This is a genomic window from Rhodopirellula baltica SH 1 (assembly GCF_000196115.1).
GTDB classification, from domain to species: Bacteria; Planctomycetota; Planctomycetia; order Pirellulales; family Pirellulaceae; genus Rhodopirellula; species Rhodopirellula baltica.
Genome location: NC_005027.1, coordinates 5,956,932 through 5,981,091 on the forward strand (window position 1 = coordinate 5,956,932; position 24,160 = coordinate 5,981,091).

A 24,160-nucleotide genomic window follows, 5' to 3' on the forward strand; every position below is an offset into this window, starting at 1 on the left:
GGTCTCTGATAAAGTCACTGGATTGAATGGCGGTTTTCAACAAAGACCGCAACTGGTTCCAAGGTGCGACGGTTTTTGTCACAAAATGGCGGCAACTTCTCGTGCCGCTGATTTTGAACATCATGACTGAACGATCTCAACCAGATGAAACGCAGACCCGCATTGTCAAGCTGATCGCCGACGCACGTTCAGGTGACCAAGAGGCACTCGGCGAGTTGCTCGATAGCTACCGAAAGTTTGTCAAATTCCTGGCTCGCTCCGGTTTGCATCATCACTTGCAAGGCAAAGCCGACCCATCGGATTTGGCACAGGAGGTATGCATTGCGGCTCACGGCAACATGGCGGATTTTCGAGGCCAAACCCCGGAGGAGTTTGCAGGGTGGTTGCGAGGCATTTTGTCGAACGTCTTGGCGATGCACTTGCGGAAATACTTGGGGACTCAGAAACGAGATCCTCGATTGGAGCAAAATTTGAATGCCAGTCTGGTCAACGCATCCGGATTCCTGCAATCGAAGATCGCTGCCGACGTGACATCACCGAGTCAGCACTTTGCTCGCAATGAAGCATTCCTGCAATTGGCGGAGGCACTTGAATCATTACCGGAACATTATCGCGAGGTCATCGTTCTACGTCACGTTGAAGGGATGTCATTCGCGGACGTCGCCAAGTCGATGGACAAAAGCGTCGACAGTGTTGAAAAACTGTGGGTCCGCGGGCTCGCGAAATTAAGAACGATCATGACCTGATAGCAATCCATCGGCCGAGTGTTGACTGGTGTGATTGAAACCGACTGAAGAGCGGACGATCAAATGAACGACGGGGAAAACATGGCCACTTTCGATGAAACCAATGACAATGGCGTGGTCGCTGCGGTCAAGGACTACATGCGATTGCTGGAAAATGGAAAGGCTCCTTCGATCGAAGATTTTTTGGCTGGCTATGCCTCCATTGAAGAAGAGCTGCGTCCGGCCCTCGAAGGTTTGGCCATGCTGCATGGTGCGGGATCGCCGTCCGAACCCTCCACCACCGCTGTGGGGCCTGATGCGGAGTTCACGGCCAAACCGATCGGTGATTTCCAGATCGTTGGTGAGCTCGGCCGCGGAGGAATGGGCGTTGTCTATGAAGCCGTTCAGCTCTCTCTGGGGCGCAAGGTTGCTCTGAAGGTCCTGCCATTTGCGAGCGGTTTGGACGAAGTGCGTTTGCAACGTTTTCGCAACGAAGCTCACGCCGCGGCGGCTTTGCATCACACCAATATCGTGCCGGTCTACGCCGTCGGTAGCGATCGCGGTGTGCACTACTATGCAATGCAACTGATCGACGGACGCACGTTGGCCGACGTGATCGATGAGATGCGTCAGGAAGCCAAAAACGGTAAATCAAATGACACCCGGCCGATGCGTGATTCGATCAGTGCGGCACCGACGCGATCGAACAACACGACGTCGATGGGCACCTCGATGGGGCGACGACGGCACTATGAGTCCGCCGTCCGAATGGCACACGAAGCGGCGATCGCGATTGAGCACGCGCATCAGTACGGGGTCATTCACCGAGACATCAAACCGGGAAACTTGCTGATCGATGGCGCCGGCAAGGTGTGGGTCACCGATTTTGGTTTGGCACACATCGAATCCGACACCAACAATCTGACTCGGACCGGCGACCCAATGGGGACGTTGCGGTATGCTTCGCCCGAACAAGCGTCCGGGAACCGGATGATCTTGGATCACCGCACCGATGTGTATTCGTTTGGCGTGACGCTTTACGAATTGCTGACCCTGCGGCCTGCAATCGAAGGCGAAGGTTTTCGCGAGTTGCTCAACGCGGTGATTGAGGTCGAACCACCATCACCGATGTCCATCGCACCGGATCTGCCCACCGAGTTAGACACGATCGTCCGCAAAGCAATCGCGAAGCAGCCGTCTGAACGCTACGCGACAATGAAGGCACTGGCCGATGATTTGCAGTGTTGGTTGGACGACAAACCGATCCAAGCCAAACCGCCGACAGCACTCGAACGGTTGGCAAAATGGCGTCGCCGCAACAGTGGTTTGGTGGCGGCTGCGTTCGGGATGTTATTGATTGCCTCGGTCGCTTTGTTGGTGACTGCGTTGCTGGTTTGGCGAGAACAACGGCAAACACAACTGGCTCTTGACCGCGAAACCCAGCAACGTGAATTGGCGGAGGAAAGCTTTCAGCAAGCTCGTGCCGCGGTCGATGCCTTCAGTGAACTGAGTGAAAGCGAACTGGCTTACCGAGCGGGGCTTCAAGATGTACGTCGAACTTTCCTCGAGACGTCGTTGTCGTTTTATCGCGACTTCTTAGAGCTTCGTGCCGATGATCCGGCTCTGAAAAGCGAATTGGCAAAGACTTCGGCTCGTGTGGAAGCCATGGTCGAGGAATTGCAGTTGCTCGAGAACATTGGACCGTTGTTACAGCTCTTGGAAGAGAGCGTGCAAAAAGAGTTGCAGATCGATCGCGAAAAGGCGGACGCGATCACCGATGCCGTCAAAATGCTTCAGTCCGAACGGCATTCCTTGGCCAATGAAAACCCAGGCAACCTGTCGATTGAAAATGCCGATATGACAGCCCTGTTGGAATCATTTGATTCGTTCTTGAAGCAGAAACTGAGCCCTCAGCAAGTCGAACGTTTGCAACAAATCGCTCGGCAGCGTCGATTGCCATTCACATTCAAATCCGCCGAAGTTGTCGCGGCTCTTGAAATGACTCGCGAGCAACGAGTGCGGATCGATCAAATCATCGAAGAAACGCGTCCTTCACGCCGTGGCGGGTTCGAGGGTGATCGAGGTCCTCGCGATCGTGATAATGGACGACGTGGTCCAGGCCCGGATGGGTTCGAGTTTGGAATGCGAGGACGTTTTGATGGTGGACGGTTCGATGATGGGCGATCGCCTGATGGAAATGGTTCGCGGGGCGGACGGCCACCTGAATTCGGCCGGCCTCCTGAGATGAATGGCCCACCTGAATTTGGTGGCCCACCGGGGAGGAAAGGGCCTTCGGGATTCAACGGTCCGCCGCATGACATGTGGAACTCCGACGGAACCCGTTACACCGTTGAAAAGATCCTGGAGATTCTGACGCCCGAGCAGCGACAGAAATGGAACGAACTGATCGGCGAACCGTTCGTTCAGTGATCGGGCGAAGGTGACCTGAAATTGCCTGTTTTGACTAAAAGGTACCTGACACCTTTTTGAGGGTTTGGATGCGGATTCTGGTGCTGACGGTGGGGACGCGAGGCGACGTGCAGCCGTACGTTGCGTTGGCCGTTGGACTGAAGAAGGCGGGGCACGAAGTGCAAATTTGCACGTGCCAGATCTTCGAAGAGTTCATTCGGTCACATGGGATCGACTACGCTCCGTTGAACAACGACATTCGCGATTTCATGGAATCGGAAGATGGTCGAGTGGCGATGGAAACAACCACCAATCTGTTTCAGGCCGTTCGGGTGGGTGTGCGACTGATGCCAAAACTGACAGGAATGATGCATCGTCAAGTCAGTGAAATGTGGGCGGCTGCGGATGCTTTTCAGCCGGATCTGATTTTGTTCCATAAGAAGGCCATCGGCGCCGAAGACTTTGCCGAACGGCTTGGTTGTCGCTGTGCCCTCGCGTTTTACCTGCCACTGTATGTGCCCACGGGGGAGTCGCCTGCGTTTGGGTTTCCAAGGTTGCCGCTCGGCCGTTGGTACAATCTTGCAACTTATCGTGTCATCGAATTCATCACGCGGCGCAGTGGTGGTCGCTTCGTGGGCAAGTGGCGGCGATCCCAAGGAATGTCAAAGAAGCGTCCACCGTACTTTCAGCACGCCGATGGCAGTCCCGTCGCCGCGTTGCATGCCTACAGCCCTTCGGTGATTCCAAGACCTAGCGATTGGCCCGATCATGCGATGGTGACCGGGTATTGGTTCTTGGATGGGGCGACCGAGTTCACCCCTGATCCAAGGCTGCTGTATTTTCTGCAGCAAGGACCACCACCCATCTACGTTGGATTCGGCAGCATCTTTGGGCGCGATCCACGAGCGACCGCCGAACGTGTCATCGAAGCGGTTCGCTTGTCTGGGCAACGAGCCATCTTGGCTCCGGGCTGGGGAGGAATGGACCTACGGGAATTCGATTTCCCCGAGACAATGCTTTCCATCGATGCCGTCCCACACGATTGGTTGTTCCCGCAAGTCTCCGCCGTGGTCCACCATGGCGGCTGTGGAACCACGGCGGCTGGCCTTCGCGCTGGTCGACGCACGATCATTTGTCCCTTCTTTGGTGATCAACCGTTTTGGGGGCGAGTGGTTCATGAACTGGGCGTGGGGCCGAAACCGATCCCACAAAGAAGACTCACGCCCGAACGGCTCGCCAAAGCCATTTCTGAAACGATCGATGACTGTGAAATGGAGTCGAGAGCAGAACAACTCGGCAAGCAGATTCGATCGGAATCGGGCGTGCAAAACGCGGTGCGATTCATTGACGGACGGAATGTTTGATCAGATCGAACGCTGGTATGACATGCATCGCTCGACCGCTCCAACGCCTCGGAAACAGTGGCCGGTTTCGGTTATCGTAAGAGGTTTCGCTTCGCTCAATGCCTTCGCCACTGTTCACTTGCTTCTTACGTCACTGCATCCCCATCGATGATCCGAACCATTTTGTTGAGTCTCTTTGTCTCGTTTCCCGTCCTGACAATCGCGGCCGAACCAGTTCGGTGGTCGGCGGATTCGACGCAAGCGAGTGTCGTTGCAATGCACGGCAAAGCGGCGATGTGTGCTGGGATTGAGGGCGAGAGTTGGTTGCTCGACGGGCAGACCGCGCTGGAACCGCATGGGGCACGCGACGTTTTGGAATCGGGGGAGTATTCGCTCGTTGTTTGGGTGAATCCGTATCGTTTGAATTCTGGCCAACAAATCATCGCGGCCAAGAATCGCTATTCGTTGAATGAACGCGAGTGGTCGCTGATGCTAGATCGCAATCACCAGTTCAGCCTCTATGTGTATCAAGGTGGATGGCGAACCATTTCTGGGCCTGAGCCTGAACTCGGTCGCTGGTATCAACTCGGCGTGGTCATGCAGCCCGATTCAGCGGAGTTGTATGTCAACGGCGAACGCGTGGGATCGTTGAAGCTGGATCGGCCTGTGCAATTCACCGACGCTCCACTGACTTTGGGTGGCGTGAACGACGATGGAATGGTTCGGCAAACATGGCACGGTGCGATTGATGAGGTTCAGCTTCATCCCCGAGCGTTCTCCTCTGACGAAGTGGCGGCATCCTATCGTCCTGTCACTTCGGTGCATGACATACCGATGCCTCCTCAACCGTTTCATTTGTGGGACGAGAGTTCACCGCTACCCCGGGCCGAAGATCTGCCCGAGGTCGCCAACGTTGACTTTCATGTGATCAAGAAATGGGACAAACCCCGGGACGGATACACGTTCTTGCACGGGGTCGCGCTTACTCGGCACCAAGGGAAGTTGTTTGCGTCGATCGGTCACAACAAAGGGGATGAAAACACGGTGACCGAGGAAGCCCAGTTTCGAGTCAGCGAGGACGATGGAAAGACATGGGGGCCGTTGCAAGTCATTGACGCCGGCGCTGAAGAAAACCTGGCTGTCAGTCATGGAGTCTTTCTGTCGCACGGAAAAACATTGTGGGCATTCCATGGTGCCTACTACGGTCGAATGGACAACATCCACACGCGTGCCTATCGGATGAACGAATCCACGGGAGAGTGGGAGCGAATGGGCGTGGTCATCGAAAGCGGATTCTGGCCTATGAACCAACCCGTTCGAATGGACGATGGCAATTGGATCATGCCGGGATTTCTCGGGAAACGTTATTCAGGGGACAACGTGTTCCCCGCGGCAGTTGCCATCAGCCATGGCGATGATTTCACCCGATGGGATTTGGTTCCGATTCCGGTGGACGCATTCATTCATCGAATGTGGGGTGAATCCAGTTTGTGGGTGGATGGTTCCACCGTCTTCAACGTCGCTCGCTACGGTGGGGACGCCAAAGCATTGGTTGCGAAAAGCGATGACTATGGTCGGACTTGGTCACCTTCCCAAATCAGCAATCTGCCGATGGCAACGTCCAAACCCGCGGCCGGTGTACTGAGCAACGGTCAACGGTATCTGGTCTGCACAACCGCAGACGGAAACGGAGGCAAACGATCGCCATTGACCATCGCCGTTTCACGCCCGGGCGAGAATGTTTTCGCGAAAGTGTTCGTCATCCGGCGAGCGATGAACGGGGACGCACCCGGTGAGTCCGCAACAAGTTTGAGTTTGTCGTATCCGTGTGCGATGGAATACGATGGCAAACTCTATGTTGGGTACTCCAACAATGGCGGTCGTCGTGCGAACCAGAACAGCGCCGAGATGGCAGTGCTGCCGTTGGAGTCACTTCAAATCCCGTGATGATGCCGGCCGTCCACTGACGGATCACATTGGTTTGGTGGCGACCGACTCAACCGTGGGGATCGCGTTCAGAGCGGCGATCAGTTGGCTGGCGTCGGTGTCGTCTTGTGGTTGATAGCGGTAGACGAGTTCGAGTGAACCGCCCCGACGAGCGGTTTCTGCTGAAACGATCTCGTAGCTCTTGGTCAGTCGTTGCAGTTCGGATTCCCAACCACCGATCGAATGCAGCCCGACTTTCATGGTCAAACGCCATGTCTTGTCAGTCAGCGTGGTGGGCTTCTCGAGCTGGGGTGCGGGACGTCCGCCGTTGAACTGGGTTGCCCAAGCCAGCGTAATCAACCCCAGGAAGGACACCCAGTATTGACCGGCCCCGATCGCCATGCCGACGACCACCGCTGCCAAAACAAAGGCCACGTCACGAGTGGACGACACGGCAGCTCGGAAGCGAACGATCGATAGTGCGCCCACCAAGCTGAATGCTCGAGCGATGTTGTCGCCGATGATTTGAGTCGCCATCGCGATCAGCACGCTCATCAGAACCAACGTCAACGTGAGTTGGTCGGCGGTGTTGGCCGGTGATTTGATGCGAGCGATCAGAGCCACGGCCCATCCACACAACCACGCCAATACGAGTCGCGTGGCCAATGTCGGCAGGTTGGCATCCACCTCGGTGGAAACTTGATTCAGCCACTCAGGCATAGGACAGGGTCTCCGTGTTCCAATCGCATTCCGGCGACACTTCAATCGCCGAATCGAACACAGGAACTGGTTGATCCAGGTTCCAGCAGCGAACAGCGGCTCGATACTTGGAGAACCCGGTCACTGGGATCGGAAATTCACGCAGCAGTTCTTTGAATCGATGCGGCATGATCCGGTGGAACTTCAGTTCCAAGATTTCCAGTTCGGTCGCTTTCACGCGTTGGGTCCGGTCAGAACCAGCCTCCTCGGATGCGACGTCCCAACCCGACGCCGGGCTGGCGTGCAGTTGGCTATCGATGGTCAATCGCATGTTCTGGCCCAGTTCCGATCCCATCCGAGCGAAACGTCGATAGTGAATTTGTGTGGTTGGTTGAAGCTGTTTTTTGATCGCCTGATCGCGGAACCAATCGCCCAGGGAAGCCTTGGGGGCAGGTGCTGATTCCGAATCACGGGAGGCTCGTTCGAGTTCCCGCAGCGTGTTCATCACTTCGTCTTCGGATCCGACGCAGCGTGTCTTTTGAACTTCGTTCTTCTTTTTCGATTTGCTCTCGAGCCAAAGGTGCGATTCGCTGCCATATCGGCGAACACGATACTTTCGGCGACCGATGCTGCCGGTTTGGTGAAACAGATCCAGTTGAGGCGTGTCCAGGTACAGGCTGTTGACGTCGTACGTGTCACCCGATTTGCAGTGGGGATCCGCTGCCAAATGTTCACGGGCCCATTGCTTGACTTCCAATGCCAGCGATGAGTCCAGTTGGTATTTCAGTTCGATTCGTTTGTCGTTCATGACGTGATTGAAAACTGGGAAAAGATTTTTGGTCGCAACGCCTCGCGGTCGCAACGTTGGCTTCCGCGAGGCGTTGATGGCAAGGAACAAGCGGTGCTACTTCAGCAGGAATTCGCGACGACCATCGGCGAAGGCCTTCAAGTTCATTGCACCGTGTCCGCGGCGTGGTTCTTCCGTGTGATCGGACACCTGTGTGTCGCTGGTCATCGCTTGGAAGGATTCAAACGTTCCCAATTTTCGCGTGTCCACTTTCATCAGTGGTTCGATCAGTTTGGCTTGAGACTGAACGAATGGTCCGAGGGTTTCCCAGTTCAGCGAATGCTCCGCGATGTGACGAACATTGGCGAGGTACGCCTCACGGTATTTTGGAACCGCCAACACTTTGCTGCGAAGCGGTTTGGTCGGGTCATCCAATCCGATCAGCGGATCCAATCCAAGTGGAGACGCCGTCGATTCAGGTCCAGGGCCATTCGCACCGCGAGGGCCGTTTTGATCGGGACCGGCGAATCGACGAGGTCCATCGGAGTCACGTGGGCCGTCGAATCCTCTTGGGCCACCGAATTCATCCGGCCCACCAAACCCTCCGGGCCCACCAAATCCTTCGGGGCCACCAAAGCCATCGGGGCCACCAAAGCCGCCTGGTCCTCCGCGTCCACGACCGCCTCGTCCGCCAGGCCCTCCGCGACCACCAGGACCGCCGGGGCCACCCGCTGCGCGGAAGGCTTCGTTCATATCATGTGGGATGAAGTGAAACACGTCGTCTTTGTCCAGCACGATGCTGTAGTCACTCGCTCGGATCCAGTAGCCGTCCGAGTTGATCAGGGCGTTGTCGAGTGCCAAGAACCAGAGCAAACCATCGACGTTGACAATCGGTTCCAAAGCGGCAGGCAATTCATCCGTTGGGGTTTGTTCCAGCACACGGCAGAGGTCCACCAATCGTTGGAGATCTTTGTCGTTGCCTGATTTCTGCTCGAAAGGATGGCGATAGTTCTCCAAGTCTTCGCCGCGATATTCCAGTCCACCGCCACCACGAGGTGATCCGCTGACTTTCCAGCGTGCGCCTTTGCTGCTGCCAAAGTTTCGTTTGACAAAGTCTTTGTTGAATTGTTCGACGTTGGTGTACACACCCCAGTCTTCGCCATTGATGACAACGCGAACGAAGTTGGCTCGTGGTGCTGGGATGTGTTGATTTGCGATGTGCGAGTACAGCACGGTGCTCATCATCGAGTCGTCACTGGATCCATTGAGCAGGTTCAGTGTTTTGTAACCGCCGATCCGTTGATCTTCGTTGGCCATGTCGACCGAAATATTGAAAGACCGTTTGTAACCTCGCGGGACCATTCCATACGACGAGGCACCACGGAAGCTGATGCCGCAATTGGGATACGATTTGCCATCGATGGTGATGGTGGCGGGAACTTCCACGTCGGTGCTGTGGAAGGTTTCCATTTCCTCTTCCCAGTCGTCATTGCTGAAGTCCAGAAAAACGGTGCGAACAACTTGAGGGTCGTACAGGTCACCTTTGATTGGAGAGACGGATTCTTTGGTGATGGTTTGTCCGGGAGTGGGCTCGGGACGATCGCGATTCATTCCAGGAGGGCCACCACCGCGTCGACCGCGGCCGCGTTCCGCTTCATCACCTGGAGGCGGGCCGCCATCGGCAGGAGGTCCAAATCCAGGGCCGGGGCCGAAGCCGGGCGGAGGACCAAAATCAGCCCCGCGGCCTTCGCCCCGATCTCGACCTTCGCCTGGCCCACGACCTTCGCCACGACCGCGAAAGCCACCGGGTCCACCGAAGCCACGCTGCGTCGGGTTGGCGGCAAGAAAATCGCGAGCTTCTTTTCGCTCCGAATCGTTCAGCCAGCCATTGGCGTCGTCATCGAACTTCTCGACGAGTTCTTGATCAGCTTGGTCCGGACCCCCGGGGCCACCAGGACCAAATCCAGGCGGTTGAGCTTGGATGTTGGGGGAGCAACCGGGGCCGACGATCAAGGCGGCTCCCGCCATCAACAAGACCTTGGAACGAACGTGTGGAAAACGGAGCATTCAAATACCTGGCAAACAAGACGCGAGAATTTGGGCGGAAAGCCTTCTACCGGCCAGTTGCGATCTCCACCTGTATCCGCCGCGAAAAATCGAGAATTGTTTCGGAATGGTCGCTGGCACATGGCTTGCTTTGTGAAGCGATGCATGGAGATCGAACGCTTTTCTTTCCCTCCTTCCTTGAGAAACACAAATGCATTGGGAATCCAACCCTTCCGGACCGACATCCGCTCGCCGAAAATTCCGCCTCGGTCGCCGGATTTTTGTCACAACCTGTGCGGCTGCGATCATCAGTTTGCCTGCTCACGGTCAGGACGCGGGAACATCGCCGGAAGCGAAAACGATCAGCAAAACGGAGCAGCTCCGGCAGGAAATTGTCAGCAAGGGGTTGGCTTTTCTGGCCAAAGAGGGGCAATCCGAGCAAGGAACGTTTTCGGACCGAGTCGGACCAGGCGTGACGGCGCTGGCGATCACATCGGCTCTGCGCAACGGTCAAACCATCGACGATCCGATGGTCGCGGAGGGACTCAAAGCACTCGAAGGCTACGTCAAACCTGATGGTGGCATCTACGGCAACGGTCGGCTGAAAAACTATGAAACCTGCGTCGCGATGGTGTGCTTCGCGGAGGCGAACAAGACCGGCCAGTACAATGAAATCTTGAAACGTGCCAAGGCGTTTGTGACCGGAATTCAGTACGGCGAAGGAACCAAGGATCCTTCCGATCCGTGGTACGGCGGCGTCGGCTATGGCGGTGCCGGGCGACCTGATCTGTCGAACACCGGGTACATGATCGAAGCCTTGCGAGCGGTGGAAACTCCGGCGAGCGACCCAGCGATTCAACGGGCGCTCGTCTTCATTTCGCGATGCCAGAACCTCGACAGCGAGTTCAACGACACCCAGTTCGCTGACAAGGTCGATGACGGAGGGTTCTACTACGAAATCCCGACGACCAAGATTGATCCCAGCACCTCGGAAGAACGCTTCACTCCCAACGGCGGGCTTCGTAGTTATGGCTCGATGGGATACACGGGGCTGAAGAGCATGATCTTTGCCGGTTTGACAAAGGAAGACCCTCGTGTCAAAGCCGCTCAACAATGGATTCAGGATCACTACAGCGTTGAAAAGAATCCTGGCATGGGCACCGCGGGGCTGTATTACTACTACCACACGTTCGCAGCGGCCCTGGATGCGGCGGGCTTGAAAACGGTTGCCGATTCCGACGGCAAGGAACACGACTGGAAAGCCGACTTGGTTGCCGAATTGGCTGAACGTCAAAACGAAGATGGATCGTGGAGCAACGACAACCAGCGTTGGTTTGAGAACGATAAGAATCTCGCCACCAGTTTCGCTTTGATGGCACTGGGGCACTGCCAATGAACGTCGTTTCCTGACGGTTCATTCACGGACAAGCGAGTCATTCACGGATAAACGAGACAATTGAATGTCGAGGCCATTTAAATGGTTGTGGGGAAGCCAGATCGCAGCATTTTGCATGCTAGTGATTTGGGCCTCCGTGGACCCTTTGTTTGGATCTCTGGTTCAAAGCGAATCGTTTTCAATTCAATGGATGCAAGCCAATCCAGTCCGCAGTGTGGGAATCGGTTTGATCGCGATCTTGGCGGTGGGAAGTCTGCTTGGATGGTTGTTTCAGTTCTTTGCCAGATCATCGCCGACGGTTCAGCATCGATCGTTGGCGCAGTTGCTGGCCGTGGTCACGTTGGCGGGGTTTTGGTTTGCTCTCGCGACCCACGTTGACTCGATTGCATGGCAAGGCAAACGTGCACGGTTTGCCTTGCGTGTGGAGGGGCTGGAACACATCGTTGCACCGCTTCGCGAAGAGTGGCCGCAGCATGATGGCGAGCTGCCTGCGATTGGCCCCTTCATGGCGTATCCGTTTGGATGCCCAACCACATTGGTTCTGTTGCAAGCTCCCTCGGTATCGGAGCAAGCGGTTTACGTCAGTGCGATTGAACTGCAAAACGGCGCAATCAAGCTGCAACTGACCGGAACCGATGGTGGTGATTGGGCGGAATGGCATCCACCCCAAAGTCAACCGAGTTCATTTGTGGGTGGATTGTCCGACCCACATGAATTGGAATACGCCACTTCGATCGGCCGTGGTTGGTACCTGGTACGCTACCAAAGCTGAGTCACAAACTCGGTTGAGCGTTGCCGGCAAACTCTTCGACGAGTGCTTGCCAGGCTGACAATGCCAAAGGATCGGCGTCATCAACTTCGATTCGCTCGTCGGATGCCTTCGCTCCGCACTGTTGCAACCAAGCGTCGATTTGTCGGCCGAATGCACAGTACTCGTCGTAACTGCTGTCGCCGAGTGCCAACACCGCGTAAGTCAGCGATGACAAATCATGTTGGGAAGACATCACGTCCTCCGCAAATTCAAATGCGTGAACGGGCGGTTCCCCATCTCCCGCTGTGCTGGCCAAAAAGAATGCGTGTGGAATCGTTTGCAATCGTTCCACTGACAATTCATCCAGTGGCAGCAGTTCAGCAGCCTTGCCAGCCGCACGAAGCAGTTCCAAGGTTTGCTGCGCCAGTTCTTCGGCGAATCCTGTTTCACTGGCGTAGACGACCAGTACCGAATCGTCTTTGACAGAAGTCGTGGGACTGTCTGTGGGCACTTGTTCGGAGACGACCGAAGTGACATTCGCCGTTGAAGCATTTGACACCGCGACCTTTCGAAACGACCAGGCACACAGCAAGCTGTAAGCGACGAGAGAACCCGCCGCCATCCACCAACGTGAGGCGCTCGGTGGTGCGACCCACCAAGTGCCTTCAGTCCACTGTGCCAGGAACCACGCGGCAATCACAAGCACCGCGAGACAAATGGCGTTGATCTTCAAACTCATTGAGGCAGGACTTCAACGGTGCCCGCGTAGCTCATTCGACGGCCGGCGGCGTTTTTGATCTTGGTGTCGTTGTCTTGGTGACTGGTTTCGATCCAGTACATGCCAGGTCCCGTCCAAGTGATTTGGAACTCACCTTCTTCGTTGGTCGTGACGTTGGTTTCTTCTTGCGAGTTGCGATAACGCGTTCCGCCTTGGATCACAACGATCTCCATGTCCTTCTGAGGTTGGCCGTTGACCAAGAATCGGAACGTGGCTGTTTCACCCGCGTACAGGTCGTTGGGATGGGTGACGGGGATCAACTCGATGCCCTTTCCGACTGGTTTCAGTGCGTCCAGCGAAGGTGCACCGTTGGTGACGAACGTTTCGACTCGCCCGAAGCTTTCGGTGATGCGGAGGTTGTCGGCGTCGGCAGGAACTTCGCTTGCGATCGCATCGGCGCTTCCGCGCCAACGACGTCGTTCGCCATTCTCTTCCCAGCTTGCAAAAGCACCATCGTTGACGACAGCAACGCGATAGGTGCCACGCTGAGTCAGTGGGAGATCGAAGACGCTGCGGTATTTTCCCTTGGCTTGGTTCTCGGCTTCGACATGGGTTCCGTCAGGGGCCGTGATGACCAAGTTGTCCAATCCCAGTGGAAAGTGATTGAAGTAGAACAAGTCGTTCGAAACCGCCGCGTCAACGGTCAACCAGGGTTCGGGACCCGAGAAGACGGTTTGCGAAGGCAACAACCAAACCTTGTGGGCGTAGGTCGTGCTCGGAATGGCGGTGAGCAAAAAAGCGAGCGAAAGGAGCAAACGATTCATGGTCAATCTCGTGTTTAAAAGGGAGTTCATTTGGAGGGGGGAATGGCAAACGTGATGTCGCCGAGTTCTTCTTTGCCAGTGGCTTTCAACTTCTGAGTCGTTTTGGACGGCCACTCAAATGGCAGTTCCAACACTTCGCGTCCGCCAACTTCTCGCGAAGCTTCCACCATCAGGCTGTACTTTCCGGCGGGCAATTTCGAGAAACGTTGGTCGGCATCGTCGAATGCCAACTCATGTTTTCCGGCAGGTCGTGTCGCACCTGAAACGCCATCGACGGGCATTTGCAAGGAACGTCCGGAACGTCGCCACCACTGACGAAGGTCGGGCAACCACTTGGTGCCTTCCCCTTCGCCCGATTTGGTCAGTTGGTACCAAACGGCCAGGTTTGCGACGCATTTTCGGTTTTCGTCTTGGATCCAGATTGCCACATAAGGACGGTGGTATTCCGAGACATTCAACCGTGGGATTTCAACGGTGGCTTTCCAGTCTTCAGCGGTCGTTTGGCAGACGCCAAGCAGAGCGACGCCGAGCATCAACGCAATTCGATTCATCATGGAAGGAAGTCGAGTCATCAGGAGGAAGGAAAGTGTTCAGTGAATGAGCAATACGGCCAGCAAGAACGGCAGAAAGAGTCCGAGTCCGACCAGCGGCCAAGTCATTTTTCGACGCCGAGCGTGTTCAACCAGCAACAGTAAACCAGTGAAACAGAACACCAGCGTGGCAATTGCGAAAAGATCGAGGAACCATTTCCATGCCGCACCTGTGTTGCGTCCTTTGTGCAAATCGTTGAAGTAGGAGATCCAACCGCGCTGGGTGGATTCAAATTCAAATTCACCGGTTTCGCGATCAATCGCCAGCCACGCGTCGGATCCGGGGCCGGGCATCGAGAGGTAAACCTCATCCTCCGACCAATCCGCTTTTCGACTGCCAATTGCTTTGCCAGTTTGTTCGGTCAGCCACTCGGCCAGTTCAGGCGGCAGAGCGGCGGATTCTTCTTCCGTCGAGTTCGCCAGCAAACTCATGAACTTCGGCGGCAAATCATCAATGACCGAATCACGTTGCGGTTCGGTTTCGATTTGGGAAGCGTGGTTCAGGGTGATGCCGGTGATCGCAAACCCCAACATCCCGATCAAGCAAACTGCCGAGCTGGTCCAGTGCCACAGCACCACCGTTCGCAAAGCAGCGGATGAAAATCCGGTCTTTCGAATGGTGGGCGTTGCAGACGTTTCGGCAGTCGGGTTGCTCATCGAGGTGTTGAAGTCCAGCGAGGAATCATTGGGACGAAATGGTCTCGATCTCGCGTCCCATTCGGGTCCAGCTTGCGTGCCAGACTTCTTGTTCGACCGAATCTGTCACGTTTTGAACGCTGCCATCGGCCATCAGGACTTTCACGAGCCCGGTATGATAGCTACGTGGTCCGGTGATTTTGGCTGAACGGAAACTGAGATCAGGAATTTGACTGTTCGGTGGCAAGAAGCCATTCATGACGGCTCCATCAGGTACCGACCCACGCAACCAGTAGTGGTTGCGGCTGCCATCCCAACTGCTCGTGACCGCTTCAACACCGGCGTATTGGTTTTGAGCTGCTGCTTCCAAGACCGTCGTGGCGATGGAACTGACAGACGCACGATTCGATCGGACATCCATCTTGGGCGAGACGGTGGCGACATCGAGTCCGGACCCAATGCCCGTCTCAGCGAACAGGATTGTGTGAGAGGTTCCATCGAGAATGTCACGGAATTTCAGCTTGGCGTTGACCCAGCACATGCCGTCCGATGGTGTGCCGTTGCCGGGGTGAAAGACACCGTCTTGGCCGCTGCCTTGATTCATGCTGTAGCTGGTTCCCGCGATTTGAATGACATCGCCTGATGGCATCGTCAATCCGTGTAGAACCGCATTGACATCGCTGGGGCATTCGAACGCTGGGACTCGCGTCTGGGCGGCCTCACGCAATTCGACAGGCAGATCTTCGCGTGCAGGGTGACCCATCGGAATACTGAAGTTGATCAGATCTTGCAGTTGGGATTGCTCCAGAAACGGCAGGATTTTCGCGTGCGGCGAAAAGTCGTTTGGATACGTTGGGCCGCTGAAACCATTGTTGGGAAACGCACCAGCGTAAGTTGATGCATAGTTGTGCGTGGCCAGTCCAATTTGCTTGAGGTTGTTGCTGCACTGCATCGACCGAGCGGCTTCGCGTGCGGATTGAACCGCGGGCAACAGCAAGCCAACCAACACGCCAATGATCGCAATCACGACCAACAATTCGACCAGTGTAAAACCGCGACGGAGCATCGGAGACACAAATGTTTGCGTCGATGGAACGTTGATTCGCTGTGAACCAGCTTTGCGGTGGTGAGTCATTCAGGTTCTCCTAAAAGGTGCACATGTTTGTGCGAGGCGAACGTGGCTGGCTGTTGAACCGGAGTTCATGGCTGGCTTCGTAAAGTAAATTGAAAATTTGCCGAGCGACGACTGTGATGACCGTCGTAAGTCTCAGCGATGTTTGAACGATGAGTGTTTGTTGGTTTCAGGTTTTGCGAAGCACATCAACGATTTTGCGAAATCGTTTCCACTTCGCGACCCATTCGGGTCCAGCTCGCGTGCCAGACTTTTAGATCGATTGAGTCGGTCACGGTCTGCACGCTGCCGTCGGCCAAAGCGACTTTGACCAATCCCGTGTGGTTGCTGCGAGCGGCGGTGATCTTGGATGAGCCACGAACCAGGTCGGGAATGTTGCTGTTGGGTGACAAGCGGCCGTTGATGATTGGGCCGTTAGGAACGGTGCCTCTCAACCAATAATGATTGCGGTCACCGTTCCAGCTGGTGATGTAAGACTGAACGTCGGCGATGTCACCTGAGTCCGCGAGGTTGGCAACGGCGGTGCTTGCTTCCGATACACCCGCACGAAAGAATTGCGGATCCATGTTGGGAGTTGGTGTATCAGATTCCAGTCCACCACCGATCAATGTTTCTGCAAACACGATGGTGTGACTGGTGCCGTCGAGAATGTCACGGAACTTGACCTTCGCATTGGTCCAGCACAGTCCGTCGGGTTCGCCGACGCTGGGGTGATAAACACCGTCCAAGCCGCTGCCCTGGTTCATCGAGTAACTGGTGCCCGCAATCGGAATGCTGGCTCCCGATGGCATCGTCAACAAATGCACGTCCGCATTGATGTCACTGGGGCACTCATAAGTCGGGACACGAGTGCCTGCTGCTTCATGCAAGCCCTCGGGCAAATCCGCGAGAGCGGGGTGACCCATGTAAATGTTGAAATCAATCAGATCCTGCAATTGAGCTTGCTCGAGGAACGGCAAAATCTTGGCAAGCGGCGAGTAGTCACTTGGGTACCCACCGGGCCAACTGTAACCGTTGTTGGGGAAGGCACCGTTATAGGTCGACGCGTAGTTGTGCAGGCCAAGCCCAAGTTGCTTGAGGTTGTTGCTGCACTGCATCGAGCGGGCTGCTTCGCGGGCGGCCTGAACCGCGGGCAAAAGCAAACCGACCAGGACGCCAATGATCGCGATGACCACCAACAACTCCACCAATGTGAAACCTTGGTGCCGCTTAGTAGGGCGAGCCGAGTCAGCTTGATTTTTCTCGTTGGAGATCGGGCCAAGCGGCATCGAAGAAGAAACGAGAGACGAACGGGACATAGGAAACTCCAGCCAAAAGGCACACTGGGGACGGATCTACTTCAGCGGATCGGGGCTCACCACGGTGGTGAGATCGATCAAGAAGCGAAACGAACGTGGCTGGCTGGGGGGAGAACCCGTTGCTGGCTGCGTCGACGAATCTGTTATTGCGAGTCAGTCGCAATATGGTGCTGGTTGATCCAAACGGTTACAAGGGGCAAAACGAGACGCGGGGGTGATATTTGAGCTTTTTCAAGGCAAAACGCCTCTTTCTCACGGAAAAGCAGCAGTCCTGCGGCAATTTGAATCAGGCCGAGTGGAGCATTTCCTGGCCACCGATCGAGACAACCTGCTGATATCGAGCTGCCAGCGACTGGGCATCCGTGCACTCGTTCGTCAGGAATTGGTTCACGATTTGGCCGTCTTTGAGCACGACGACGCTGTCCGCCCAAATCGCAACGCTGGGTTCGTGAGTGACCATCACGATGGTTCGTTGTTGTTGATCGCAGAGGTTTCGCAACAGTTTGCAGATCGAGTCGCCGGTCACGGAATCCAAGCTTCCGGTGGGTTCATCGGCGAACACGATGGCTGGGTTGGTGATCAGCGATCGTGCGATCGCAACACGTTGTTGTTCGCCTCCGCTGAGAGCGTCCGGGCGATGATCCAAGCGATCAGCGATCCCCAATGGTTGAGCCAGTTCGGTCAGTTCGGATTCGTCATTCAAGCTTTCTCCAGCGGCATAAAGCGGAAACAGTATGTTGTCTCTCGCTGATAGAGACGGAACCAAGTTGAATGCTTGGAACACCAATCCAATCCGCTTACGGCGAAAGCAGGTCAGTTCATAGTCAGTCAGGTCGGCGATGTTTTGGCCTTCAATCAGAACGGAACCCGATGTCGGGCGAGTCAGTCCGCTCATCAGGTGCAACAACGTGCTCTTGCCCGATCCGCTGGCTCCCATGACCGCGACGAAAGATCCTGATTCAATGTTGAGGCTGACTTCACGCAACGCATCGACTTGGCGAACGCCTTGCCGATAGGTTTTAGAAACGGACTGAACCGTGGCGGTTGCTGGTTGAGAACATTCAGGCACGGACATGGGTGGCGTGATTGGCGGCATTGAGTCGGTCACAAGAGTGGTTGAGCGATGGATCATGCTTTGACTAAGCACGGGCCGTGCCATGGGCAACGCATGCAAGGGTTGATCGCAACACCGACGGCGTTGAAGCCAATGATTTACGGGGTGCAGTCAATTTCGTTGTTAGATTCGGTCTCATTCGAGCGAACGGCTTCGCAAGAACCACTGGCGAAATAGCCGTCGCCCGCGACCGAAATTCCATCGAGCTTGACGGTGTTCGTGGGGAATCCACAATCGATGACATTGATTTGAGGAAGAAGTCTCCCAGAGATCGGCATGATTCAACAAACAAAAACTGTGGCATTCGCGACAACCGCTTTCCTACTGGCATGGACATCTTGTGTGCCGATGCAGCCTTTGTGTGCTGATGATGCGCCGATGTTGAGTGTTGGAGCTGTGCATCGCGGGACAGTGAATTCGCCTAAAAACAGCGCAAAGTCTGCACTGTCATTCAAGTTGGATGCGAAGCGGGGTGACTTCGTCCGTGGTTCGATTCGAGGGAAAGGCATTCAGCTTTGGTTGGTCAATCAACGCGGCCAACGCATTCGACGTCTGACCGATGGCGAGGGGGCGATGGCGACCTTCCTGTTTGTGGTCGACGAACCATCGCCTGCTGGGTTGGTGGTGTCCGGTCCCGAGAATCAATATTTTGAGTTGCGGATCGATTCAATCATTCTCGCGGCGGAACAGTTCCAAGCCGTCAATCGAATCGAGAGCCCCACCTTGCTGGCTCTACAACGGAAGCTGCAAAACGGAGGCGACACGAAAGAGTTCTGGCAGAGGGTTGCTCGCGACGGTTCGCCGTTGGTGGAAGACAGCAACGAGGATGAATCGCTTCGCGATGATCAAGCGTTGGTCACGTTCGTGTGGCGGGGTGCCAACCACAACGTTCGCATCTTTGGCGCACCATCGGGTGATCACGATGAGATGCAACGTCTCGGCGACAGTGATGTTTGGTACCGCAGTTATCAGGTGTCTCGAAAAGCTCGCATCATCTATCGCTTGGCACCGGACGTGCCCGTGTTTGATGGAAGCTACCGTGACCTTCGTCGAGCCATCCTAGCTACTGCTCAACGTGATCCATTCAATCCGATGTCTGAACCAGCCAATCCGGTGGATCGGTTTGACGGAAACTCCGTGGTCGAGTTGTCGGATGCACCGGTCGTCCCTTGGCTCGATTCGTCTTCTGAATCAATCAAAGGCTCGGTGACGACGCTGGATATTGGAAGTGAGATCTTGGCGAATACACGCGACGTTCATTTGTATCGTCCGGCTGGATACGATCCCGCTGCTTCTGGCAACGCGTTGTTGGTCGTTTTTGATGGAGATCAGTATCTCGACGAGGTGAAGCTGCCAACAATCTTGGACAACTTGATCGCTGCGAAACGAATCTCATCCACTGCCGCGGTCTTGATTAGCAACCCAAGTCCGAAATCACGAGCGGTTGAACTTCCCTGCAGCGACGACTTCGTTCGCTTCTTAACCGACGAGTTGATGCCACTAATTCGCGAGCAGTCGATGGACGCGAATCGTGAAAACACTGTGTTGGTGGGGGCGAGCTATGGCGGGTTGGCGTCGTCCTACGCGGCGCTCAAAGCGTCGGACGTGTTTGGTAATGTGTTGAGCCAATCGGGATCGTATTGGTGGTCTCCGGGAGGCGAGTTTGGAAAGGTCGGATCGGGAGAGCCCAATTGGCTGATTCGCGAATTTGTTGGTGCGGATCGAAGGCCTGTTCAATTTGCCTTGCAGGCGGGAACCTTTGAAACAGCAAGCGACATCCTAGCGAGCAACCGTCATTTCCGAGACTGTTTGCGAGCGAAAGGCTACGATGTTCACTACAGCGAATTCGTCGGCGGCCACGGCTACTTTCACTGGCGATATGCGATCGCTGATGGTTTGATTGAATTGCTCGGGACCAAGTGATTGTTGCTGGCACCCATTCGCTCAACTGAATTCGTTTCCGGATTGAAGGAGGTCCATCGGCCGTGATCTGCCGATGGAGATGGCGGGCCAAGCGGCGATGCCTACGCCGAGCAAAAGCACCAACGAAAAGCCACCCATGATCGGAAGCCAGGGAATCACGAGCGGCGGATGAAGCCCCCCGAAGAAACTCATGTACTGGGCCATCCCGCTGCCGCACCATCCACTTAGGATTCCGAAGCCGAGGGCGAGCAAACCCGCCACCAGTGCGATCATCAATCCTTCGACCAGAATGGCCCGGCTGAGGTCTGAGCTGGTGAAGCCGATCGATCGCAAGATGCCGAATTCCCAACGTCGAGATCGAACGGATGCAAGCATCACATTCAGTACACCCAAGCAAGCGATTAACAGCGAGATCAATGGGATGTAGCTGATGACCCAGATCCAGCGGCGTGCGGTGACATCCAGGTGATTTCGAATGTCTTGCACGGATACCACTTTCGCGAGGTTGTCCGTGGAGGATTCGTCCATCGATTGATTCGGAGTTGTTTCCTGTTGAAATGAATCATCGGCGATGGATCGACGAACCAGATCGCTTGCTAAGGTTTGGATGCTATCGATATCGGGGTTCTCATTGGCATACGAGAACCACACATGCGACGCCATCGGAAGGTCAAAGTCGGACGCGACAGAATCGTAATCAGCAAGTACGAGAGCCGCGGCGCGGTGCGTCCGGGTTCGCAGGCCTGTCAGCTTGGTTTGCCAGTGCCATCCAGGAAGCTTGACCACACCGGCGATCACGTAGCTGACCTTGTTGCCAGCGTTTCGCGGTGGGGAAACGGAAATGGAGTCGCCCAGTTTCAATCCCGTTTCTTCCATGAAATGATCGGGGACGATGCAAGCACCGCCGTTCTGCATCTGCTTCACCGCGTTTCGAGGATCACCCTCGACCCACTCTAGCGTCAGCAGAGGATGATCGCCCAAGAGGGCTCGGTCGGCGTCCAGTCCCACGATCACCACGTTGTCTTGGCGAACGATGGTTGGACGCTCGGCACTGTGTGTTAAGTCTTCGACCAATCGAGGCTGTTCCACCACCATCGGCAAACATCGCTGTGAATCCACGTCGGGATGATTTGCTAGTCGCTCTGCTTCTGTCGGGCTTAAACCAGGACGCAACATCACGATGGCATCGGGTGTCCAGCTACCAGGGATGAATGATTCCAACATGGTGAATCCCCAAACCTGGATGCCCACAAACAGTCCGAGTCCAAACGCCATCGCGATTGCGGCACCAACCGTTCGCCAAAGATGGCTTGTGATTTGGCTGGTCAAGAGTTTCGGATCGATCCGCAACCCTCGAGCAATCGCCGGCCCGACATAGCGATCGACCCATACGACGAGTGAAGGTGCGATCACGAAGAAACCAACACTGGAACAGAGAAAGCCGATCGCCATTGCCAAACCAACGTTGCTTTCATTGGGCGGAAAAGCAAATGTCAGCAGTGGATTGACTGCGATCAACGAGAGTCCCAGCACCATTCGAAACCATCCAGGACTCCGCGAGATTTGTGTTTGGTGAAGCGGCGCGACAGCATCAAGAGGTTTGACGCAGGTGCTTTTGTAAGCGGGGAACAACGACGCCAGGAAAGATCCGCCCAAGGAAGCGAGCAGCGCAAGAGTCAGGCTGCGCCCGCCAAGTAAGATGCCGTGGTGGAGCAAGCCGCCGAAAAATTGTTCGACAATTTGCAGCAATCCCCAGCCCACCAGAACGCCCGTGAGCAATCCCATCGCACCGAGCACGACGCCTTCGAGAACGATCAGCCAGGTGATTTGCCACTTGGTCAATGCAATGGCTCTCAACACCGCATATTGCCGCGTTCGCTCGGTCACGCCCATGCTGAGTGAGCAAAACGTTACCAGCATGGCGACCAACATGGCCACGCCGGTGGCGGCGTAGGATTGCAGTTTGACGTTCTCGGCCTCGGACGCCTGATCGAGTGCCTCTTCGATTTCATAGGCTTCTTGGAACTGAAGGGGTGTTTCATAACGGTTCAGTCGCGTCGCCCATCCGAATCGAAACTTCGTGATGTCGGCTTGGTCTTGGACGGAGACTCCTAACAAGCTGATTTGAAACGGTTCGCCGAGAATGTCTTCAGCCAATGCGACATTGATGAATGCTTCCCCAAAGCTCGGCGTCAACATGGGGATCGATCCCACGCCCAGCTTTGGAGTGGGTGGTGCATTCAGGAAGCCAACGATCTCGAGCGCCAGTGTGTCTTGCCCGTCGTCATCAGGACGTGGTCTCTCAACCGTCAGCCAATCACCGAGATGCAACTGACGGCGTTCGGCCACGTCGGCTCGCAAGACAACCTGTGGCGAGCCGGGGTCGGAAGCGATCCAGTTTCCTTCGGACAGATCGAAGGGAGCTTCAGTCGCATCGGTTGCCATGAACATCAGGCTAGGAAGCAATCCGGCTGGTCCGTCACCGGGGCCTGGGGAGGTCGATGGAGACGCAGGTATTCGGTTCGAATTTTGAATGGCGATGCGTTTGGCCCACATCGGATCCACCGAGGCAACGGCGGGATCCTCTCGCAGCGGTTGCAAGACTTCGGGCGTCACGAAATCGTTTTCATCGGCATTGATCGGTGCGATCTTCAGTTCGTATCGACCCAACGCAAGATTGCTGAACTCGTCGTAGGTCTTGTGCAACGCCTCGTAGCTGCTGGAAACCCAGATCACCATGCAGACGGCCGCGGCGATGGCGACGGTGGTCAGTGCCGTGCGAGTTTTCCGTTCGCGAAGAAACGCCAGCGCGAGTCGAAGGACTTTCAATGCACCGCCTCCGCACCAAGTGATTGCTGGTAACGACTGGCAACGGTTTGAGGATCTCGGATGCCGTCCGTTTTGAACTCGGTCAAGTCGGTGCCATCTTTCATCACCACCACGCGATCAGCCCACATCGCGACATGAGGTTCATGGGTGACGACCACGATGCTGCGTCGTTCTTCATCGACGAGGTTTCTTAGCAGTCGGCAGATGGACGTTCCGGTGGCGGAATCCAGACTGCCGGTGGGTTCGTCGGCCAGCAGGATTGCCGGATCGCAAACCAGGGCTCTCGCAATCGCGATGCGTTGTTGCTCGCCACCGGAAAGAGCCATCGGTCGATGCGATCGTCGCTCGTTCATCTCGAGTCGTTCCAGCAGATGTTCGACACGATCGTCTAAGTCGGCTGTCTCATTCGCGGGGAGTCGAATGTTCTCTTCCGCCGTCAATGCCGGGATCAAGTTGTAGGCTTGGAAGACGATCCCCAGGTTCTTTCGACGAAACTTGGTGAGAGCGGCGTCATTCAACTTGGAGAGGTCTTGTCCCGCGATGGACACCTGTCCTGCGTCGACCTGAATCAGCCCTGCCATCGCATGAAGCAGTGTGCTTTTTCCTGATCCGGAGGCACCCATGATCGCCACGAATTCGCCGGGTTGGACGGTCAGGTTCACTCCGTCCAACGCGTGCACGGTCGAATTGCCTTGGCGATAAGTCTTGTGAACTTGATCGATTTGCAGCGGCGGTGTGTTGTTTGAAGGCACGGGATAAGTGACTCCTCGAAGCGATAGTAGAAGCTTTGTATCCAAAAAACGGGTACAGCGCATTGGGGGCAACGTCGGCGAATCGACAAGGCGAATGGACGTCGCGTTTGAACTCAAGGTGGCGATGGAGAATGCGTCGCCGCTGGCGAAATTTTCATCGGCTCGAACGAGCCCACGACTACGAAACGTCGAGTTTCGCGAGAGAACACGCATTGGTCCGGTGATTGCAATTGCCGGGCCTTCCACATTGATCCGCCAACCT

Annotated in this window: 19 protein-coding genes; 7 read left to right on the plus strand and 12 right to left on the minus strand. The window is 55.7% G+C overall.

Annotation, left to right across the window (positions count from 1 at the left end):
• The first annotated feature begins 26 nt into the window (after positions 1-26).
• The 4 genes from RB_RS22750 to RB_RS22765 all read left to right on the plus strand — a co-directional run bounded on the left by RB_RS22750 (position 27) and on the right by RB_RS22765 (position 6,424).
• Positions 27-746: a sigma-70 family RNA polymerase sigma factor gene (locus RB_RS22750; RefSeq protein ID WP_011123035.1), complete on the plus strand. Its 720-nt coding sequence runs from the start codon at positions 27-29 to the stop codon at positions 744-746.
• 63 nt (positions 747-809) lie between these two features.
• A complete protein-coding gene (locus RB_RS22755) occupies positions 810-3,155 on the plus strand; it encodes a serine/threonine protein kinase (RefSeq protein WP_011123036.1) in 2,346 nt (781 codons plus the stop codon).
• A gap of 68 nt (positions 3,156-3,223) precedes the next feature.
• A complete protein-coding gene (locus RB_RS22760) occupies positions 3,224-4,498 on the plus strand; it encodes a glycosyltransferase (protein ID WP_164922385.1) in 1,275 nt (424 codons plus the stop codon).
• Between the two features lie 147 nt (positions 4,499-4,645).
• The gene (locus RB_RS22765) at positions 4,646-6,424 is read left to right on the plus strand and encodes a LamG-like jellyroll fold domain-containing protein (RefSeq protein WP_011123039.1); all 1,779 of its coding nucleotides are present in this window, start codon (positions 4,646-4,648) and stop codon (positions 6,422-6,424) included.
• Between the two features lie 24 nt (positions 6,425-6,448).
• Here the strand turns inward: RB_RS22765 and RB_RS22770 are convergent, their stop codons facing one another.
• The 3 genes from RB_RS22770 to RB_RS22780 form a co-directional block, all read right to left on the minus strand.
• Positions 6,449-7,123 (minus strand): DUF4956 domain-containing protein, encoded by a 675-nt coding sequence (locus tag RB_RS22770; RefSeq protein WP_011123040.1) that lies wholly within the window; start codon positions 7,121-7,123, stop codon positions 6,449-6,451.
• Positions 7,116-7,910, minus strand: coding sequence for a polyphosphate polymerase domain-containing protein (locus tag RB_RS22775; RefSeq protein WP_231845901.1), 795 nt, complete (start codon positions 7,908-7,910; stop codon positions 7,116-7,118). Before RB_RS22775 ends, RB_RS22770 begins: the two co-directional genes overlap by 8 nt.
• A gap of 96 nt (positions 7,911-8,006) precedes the next feature.
• Positions 8,007-9,956 (minus strand): CotH kinase family protein, encoded by a 1,950-nt coding sequence (locus RB_RS22780; protein ID WP_011123042.1) that lies wholly within the window; start codon positions 9,954-9,956, stop codon positions 8,007-8,009.
• A 190-nt stretch (positions 9,957-10,146) separates the two neighbouring features.
• On the opposite strand from RB_RS22780, the gene RB_RS22785 reads away from it, so the two are divergent.
• Both RB_RS22785 and RB_RS22790 read left to right on the plus strand, forming a co-directional pair.
• Complete coding sequence (locus tag RB_RS22785) at positions 10,147-11,331, plus strand: prenyltransferase/squalene oxidase repeat-containing protein (protein WP_011123043.1); 1,185 nt, start codon at positions 10,147-10,149, stop codon at positions 11,329-11,331.
• Positions 11,332-11,521: 190 nt separating this feature from the next.
• Complete coding sequence (locus RB_RS22790; RefSeq protein ID WP_231845902.1) at positions 11,522-12,103, plus strand: hypothetical protein; 582 nt, start codon at positions 11,522-11,524, stop codon at positions 12,101-12,103.
• Position 12,104: 1 nt separating this feature from the next.
• Here the strand turns inward: RB_RS22790 and RB_RS22795 are convergent, their stop codons facing one another.
• The 7 genes from RB_RS22795 to RB_RS22825 all read right to left on the minus strand — a co-directional run bounded on the left by RB_RS22795 (position 12,105) and on the right by RB_RS22825 (position 18,388).
• Complete coding sequence (locus RB_RS22795; RefSeq protein ID WP_011123044.1) at positions 12,105-12,821, minus strand: flavodoxin domain-containing protein; 717 nt, start codon at positions 12,819-12,821, stop codon at positions 12,105-12,107.
• Positions 12,818-13,624 carry a DUF4198 domain-containing protein gene (locus tag RB_RS22800; protein WP_007330084.1) on the minus strand — a complete coding sequence of 269 codons (807 nt, stop codon included), beginning with the start codon at positions 13,622-13,624 and terminating at the stop codon, positions 12,818-12,820. Before RB_RS22800 ends, RB_RS22795 begins: the two co-directional genes overlap by 4 nt.
• Before the next feature lie 26 nt (positions 13,625-13,650).
• A complete protein-coding gene (locus RB_RS22805) occupies positions 13,651-14,178 on the minus strand; it encodes a DUF2271 domain-containing protein (RefSeq protein ID WP_164922386.1) in 528 nt (175 codons plus the stop codon).
• A gap of 36 nt (positions 14,179-14,214) precedes the next feature.
• Positions 14,215-14,871, minus strand: coding sequence for a PepSY-associated TM helix domain-containing protein (locus tag RB_RS22810; protein ID WP_011123047.1), 657 nt, complete (start codon positions 14,869-14,871; stop codon positions 14,215-14,217).
• Between the two features lie 25 nt (positions 14,872-14,896).
• The gene (locus tag RB_RS22815) at positions 14,897-15,985 is read right to left on the minus strand and encodes a DUF1559 domain-containing protein (RefSeq protein WP_011123048.1); all 1,089 of its coding nucleotides are present in this window, start codon (positions 15,983-15,985) and stop codon (positions 14,897-14,899) included.
• Between the two features lie 185 nt (positions 15,986-16,170).
• Entirely contained in the window at positions 16,171-17,250 is a 1,080-nt protein-coding gene (locus RB_RS22820) for a DUF1559 family PulG-like putative transporter (RefSeq protein WP_449314178.1), read from the minus strand.
• Positions 17,251-17,566: 316 nt separating this feature from the next.
• Positions 17,567-18,388, minus strand: a complete 822-nt coding sequence (locus RB_RS22825) for an ABC transporter ATP-binding protein (protein ID WP_007339558.1) — start codon at positions 18,386-18,388, stop codon at positions 17,567-17,569.
• Between the two features lie 384 nt (positions 18,389-18,772).
• On the opposite strand from RB_RS22825, the gene RB_RS22830 reads away from it, so the two are divergent.
• On the plus strand, positions 18,773-20,317 hold the full coding sequence (locus tag RB_RS22830) for an enterochelin esterase domain-containing protein (RefSeq protein ID WP_231845903.1): 1,545 nt from the start codon (positions 18,773-18,775) through the stop codon (positions 20,315-20,317).
• A 21-nt stretch (positions 20,318-20,338) separates the two neighbouring features.
• On the opposite strand, the gene RB_RS22835 is transcribed toward RB_RS22830, so the two are convergent.
• Positions 20,339-23,146 (minus strand): ABC transporter permease, encoded by a 2,808-nt coding sequence (locus RB_RS22835; protein ID WP_011123054.1) that lies wholly within the window; start codon positions 23,144-23,146, stop codon positions 20,339-20,341.
• On the minus strand, positions 23,143-23,898 hold the full coding sequence (locus tag RB_RS22840) for an ABC transporter ATP-binding protein (RefSeq protein WP_011123055.1): 756 nt from the start codon (positions 23,896-23,898) through the stop codon (positions 23,143-23,145). Before RB_RS22840 ends, RB_RS22835 begins: the two co-directional genes overlap by 4 nt.
• Between the last annotated feature and the right edge of the window lie 262 nt (positions 23,899-24,160).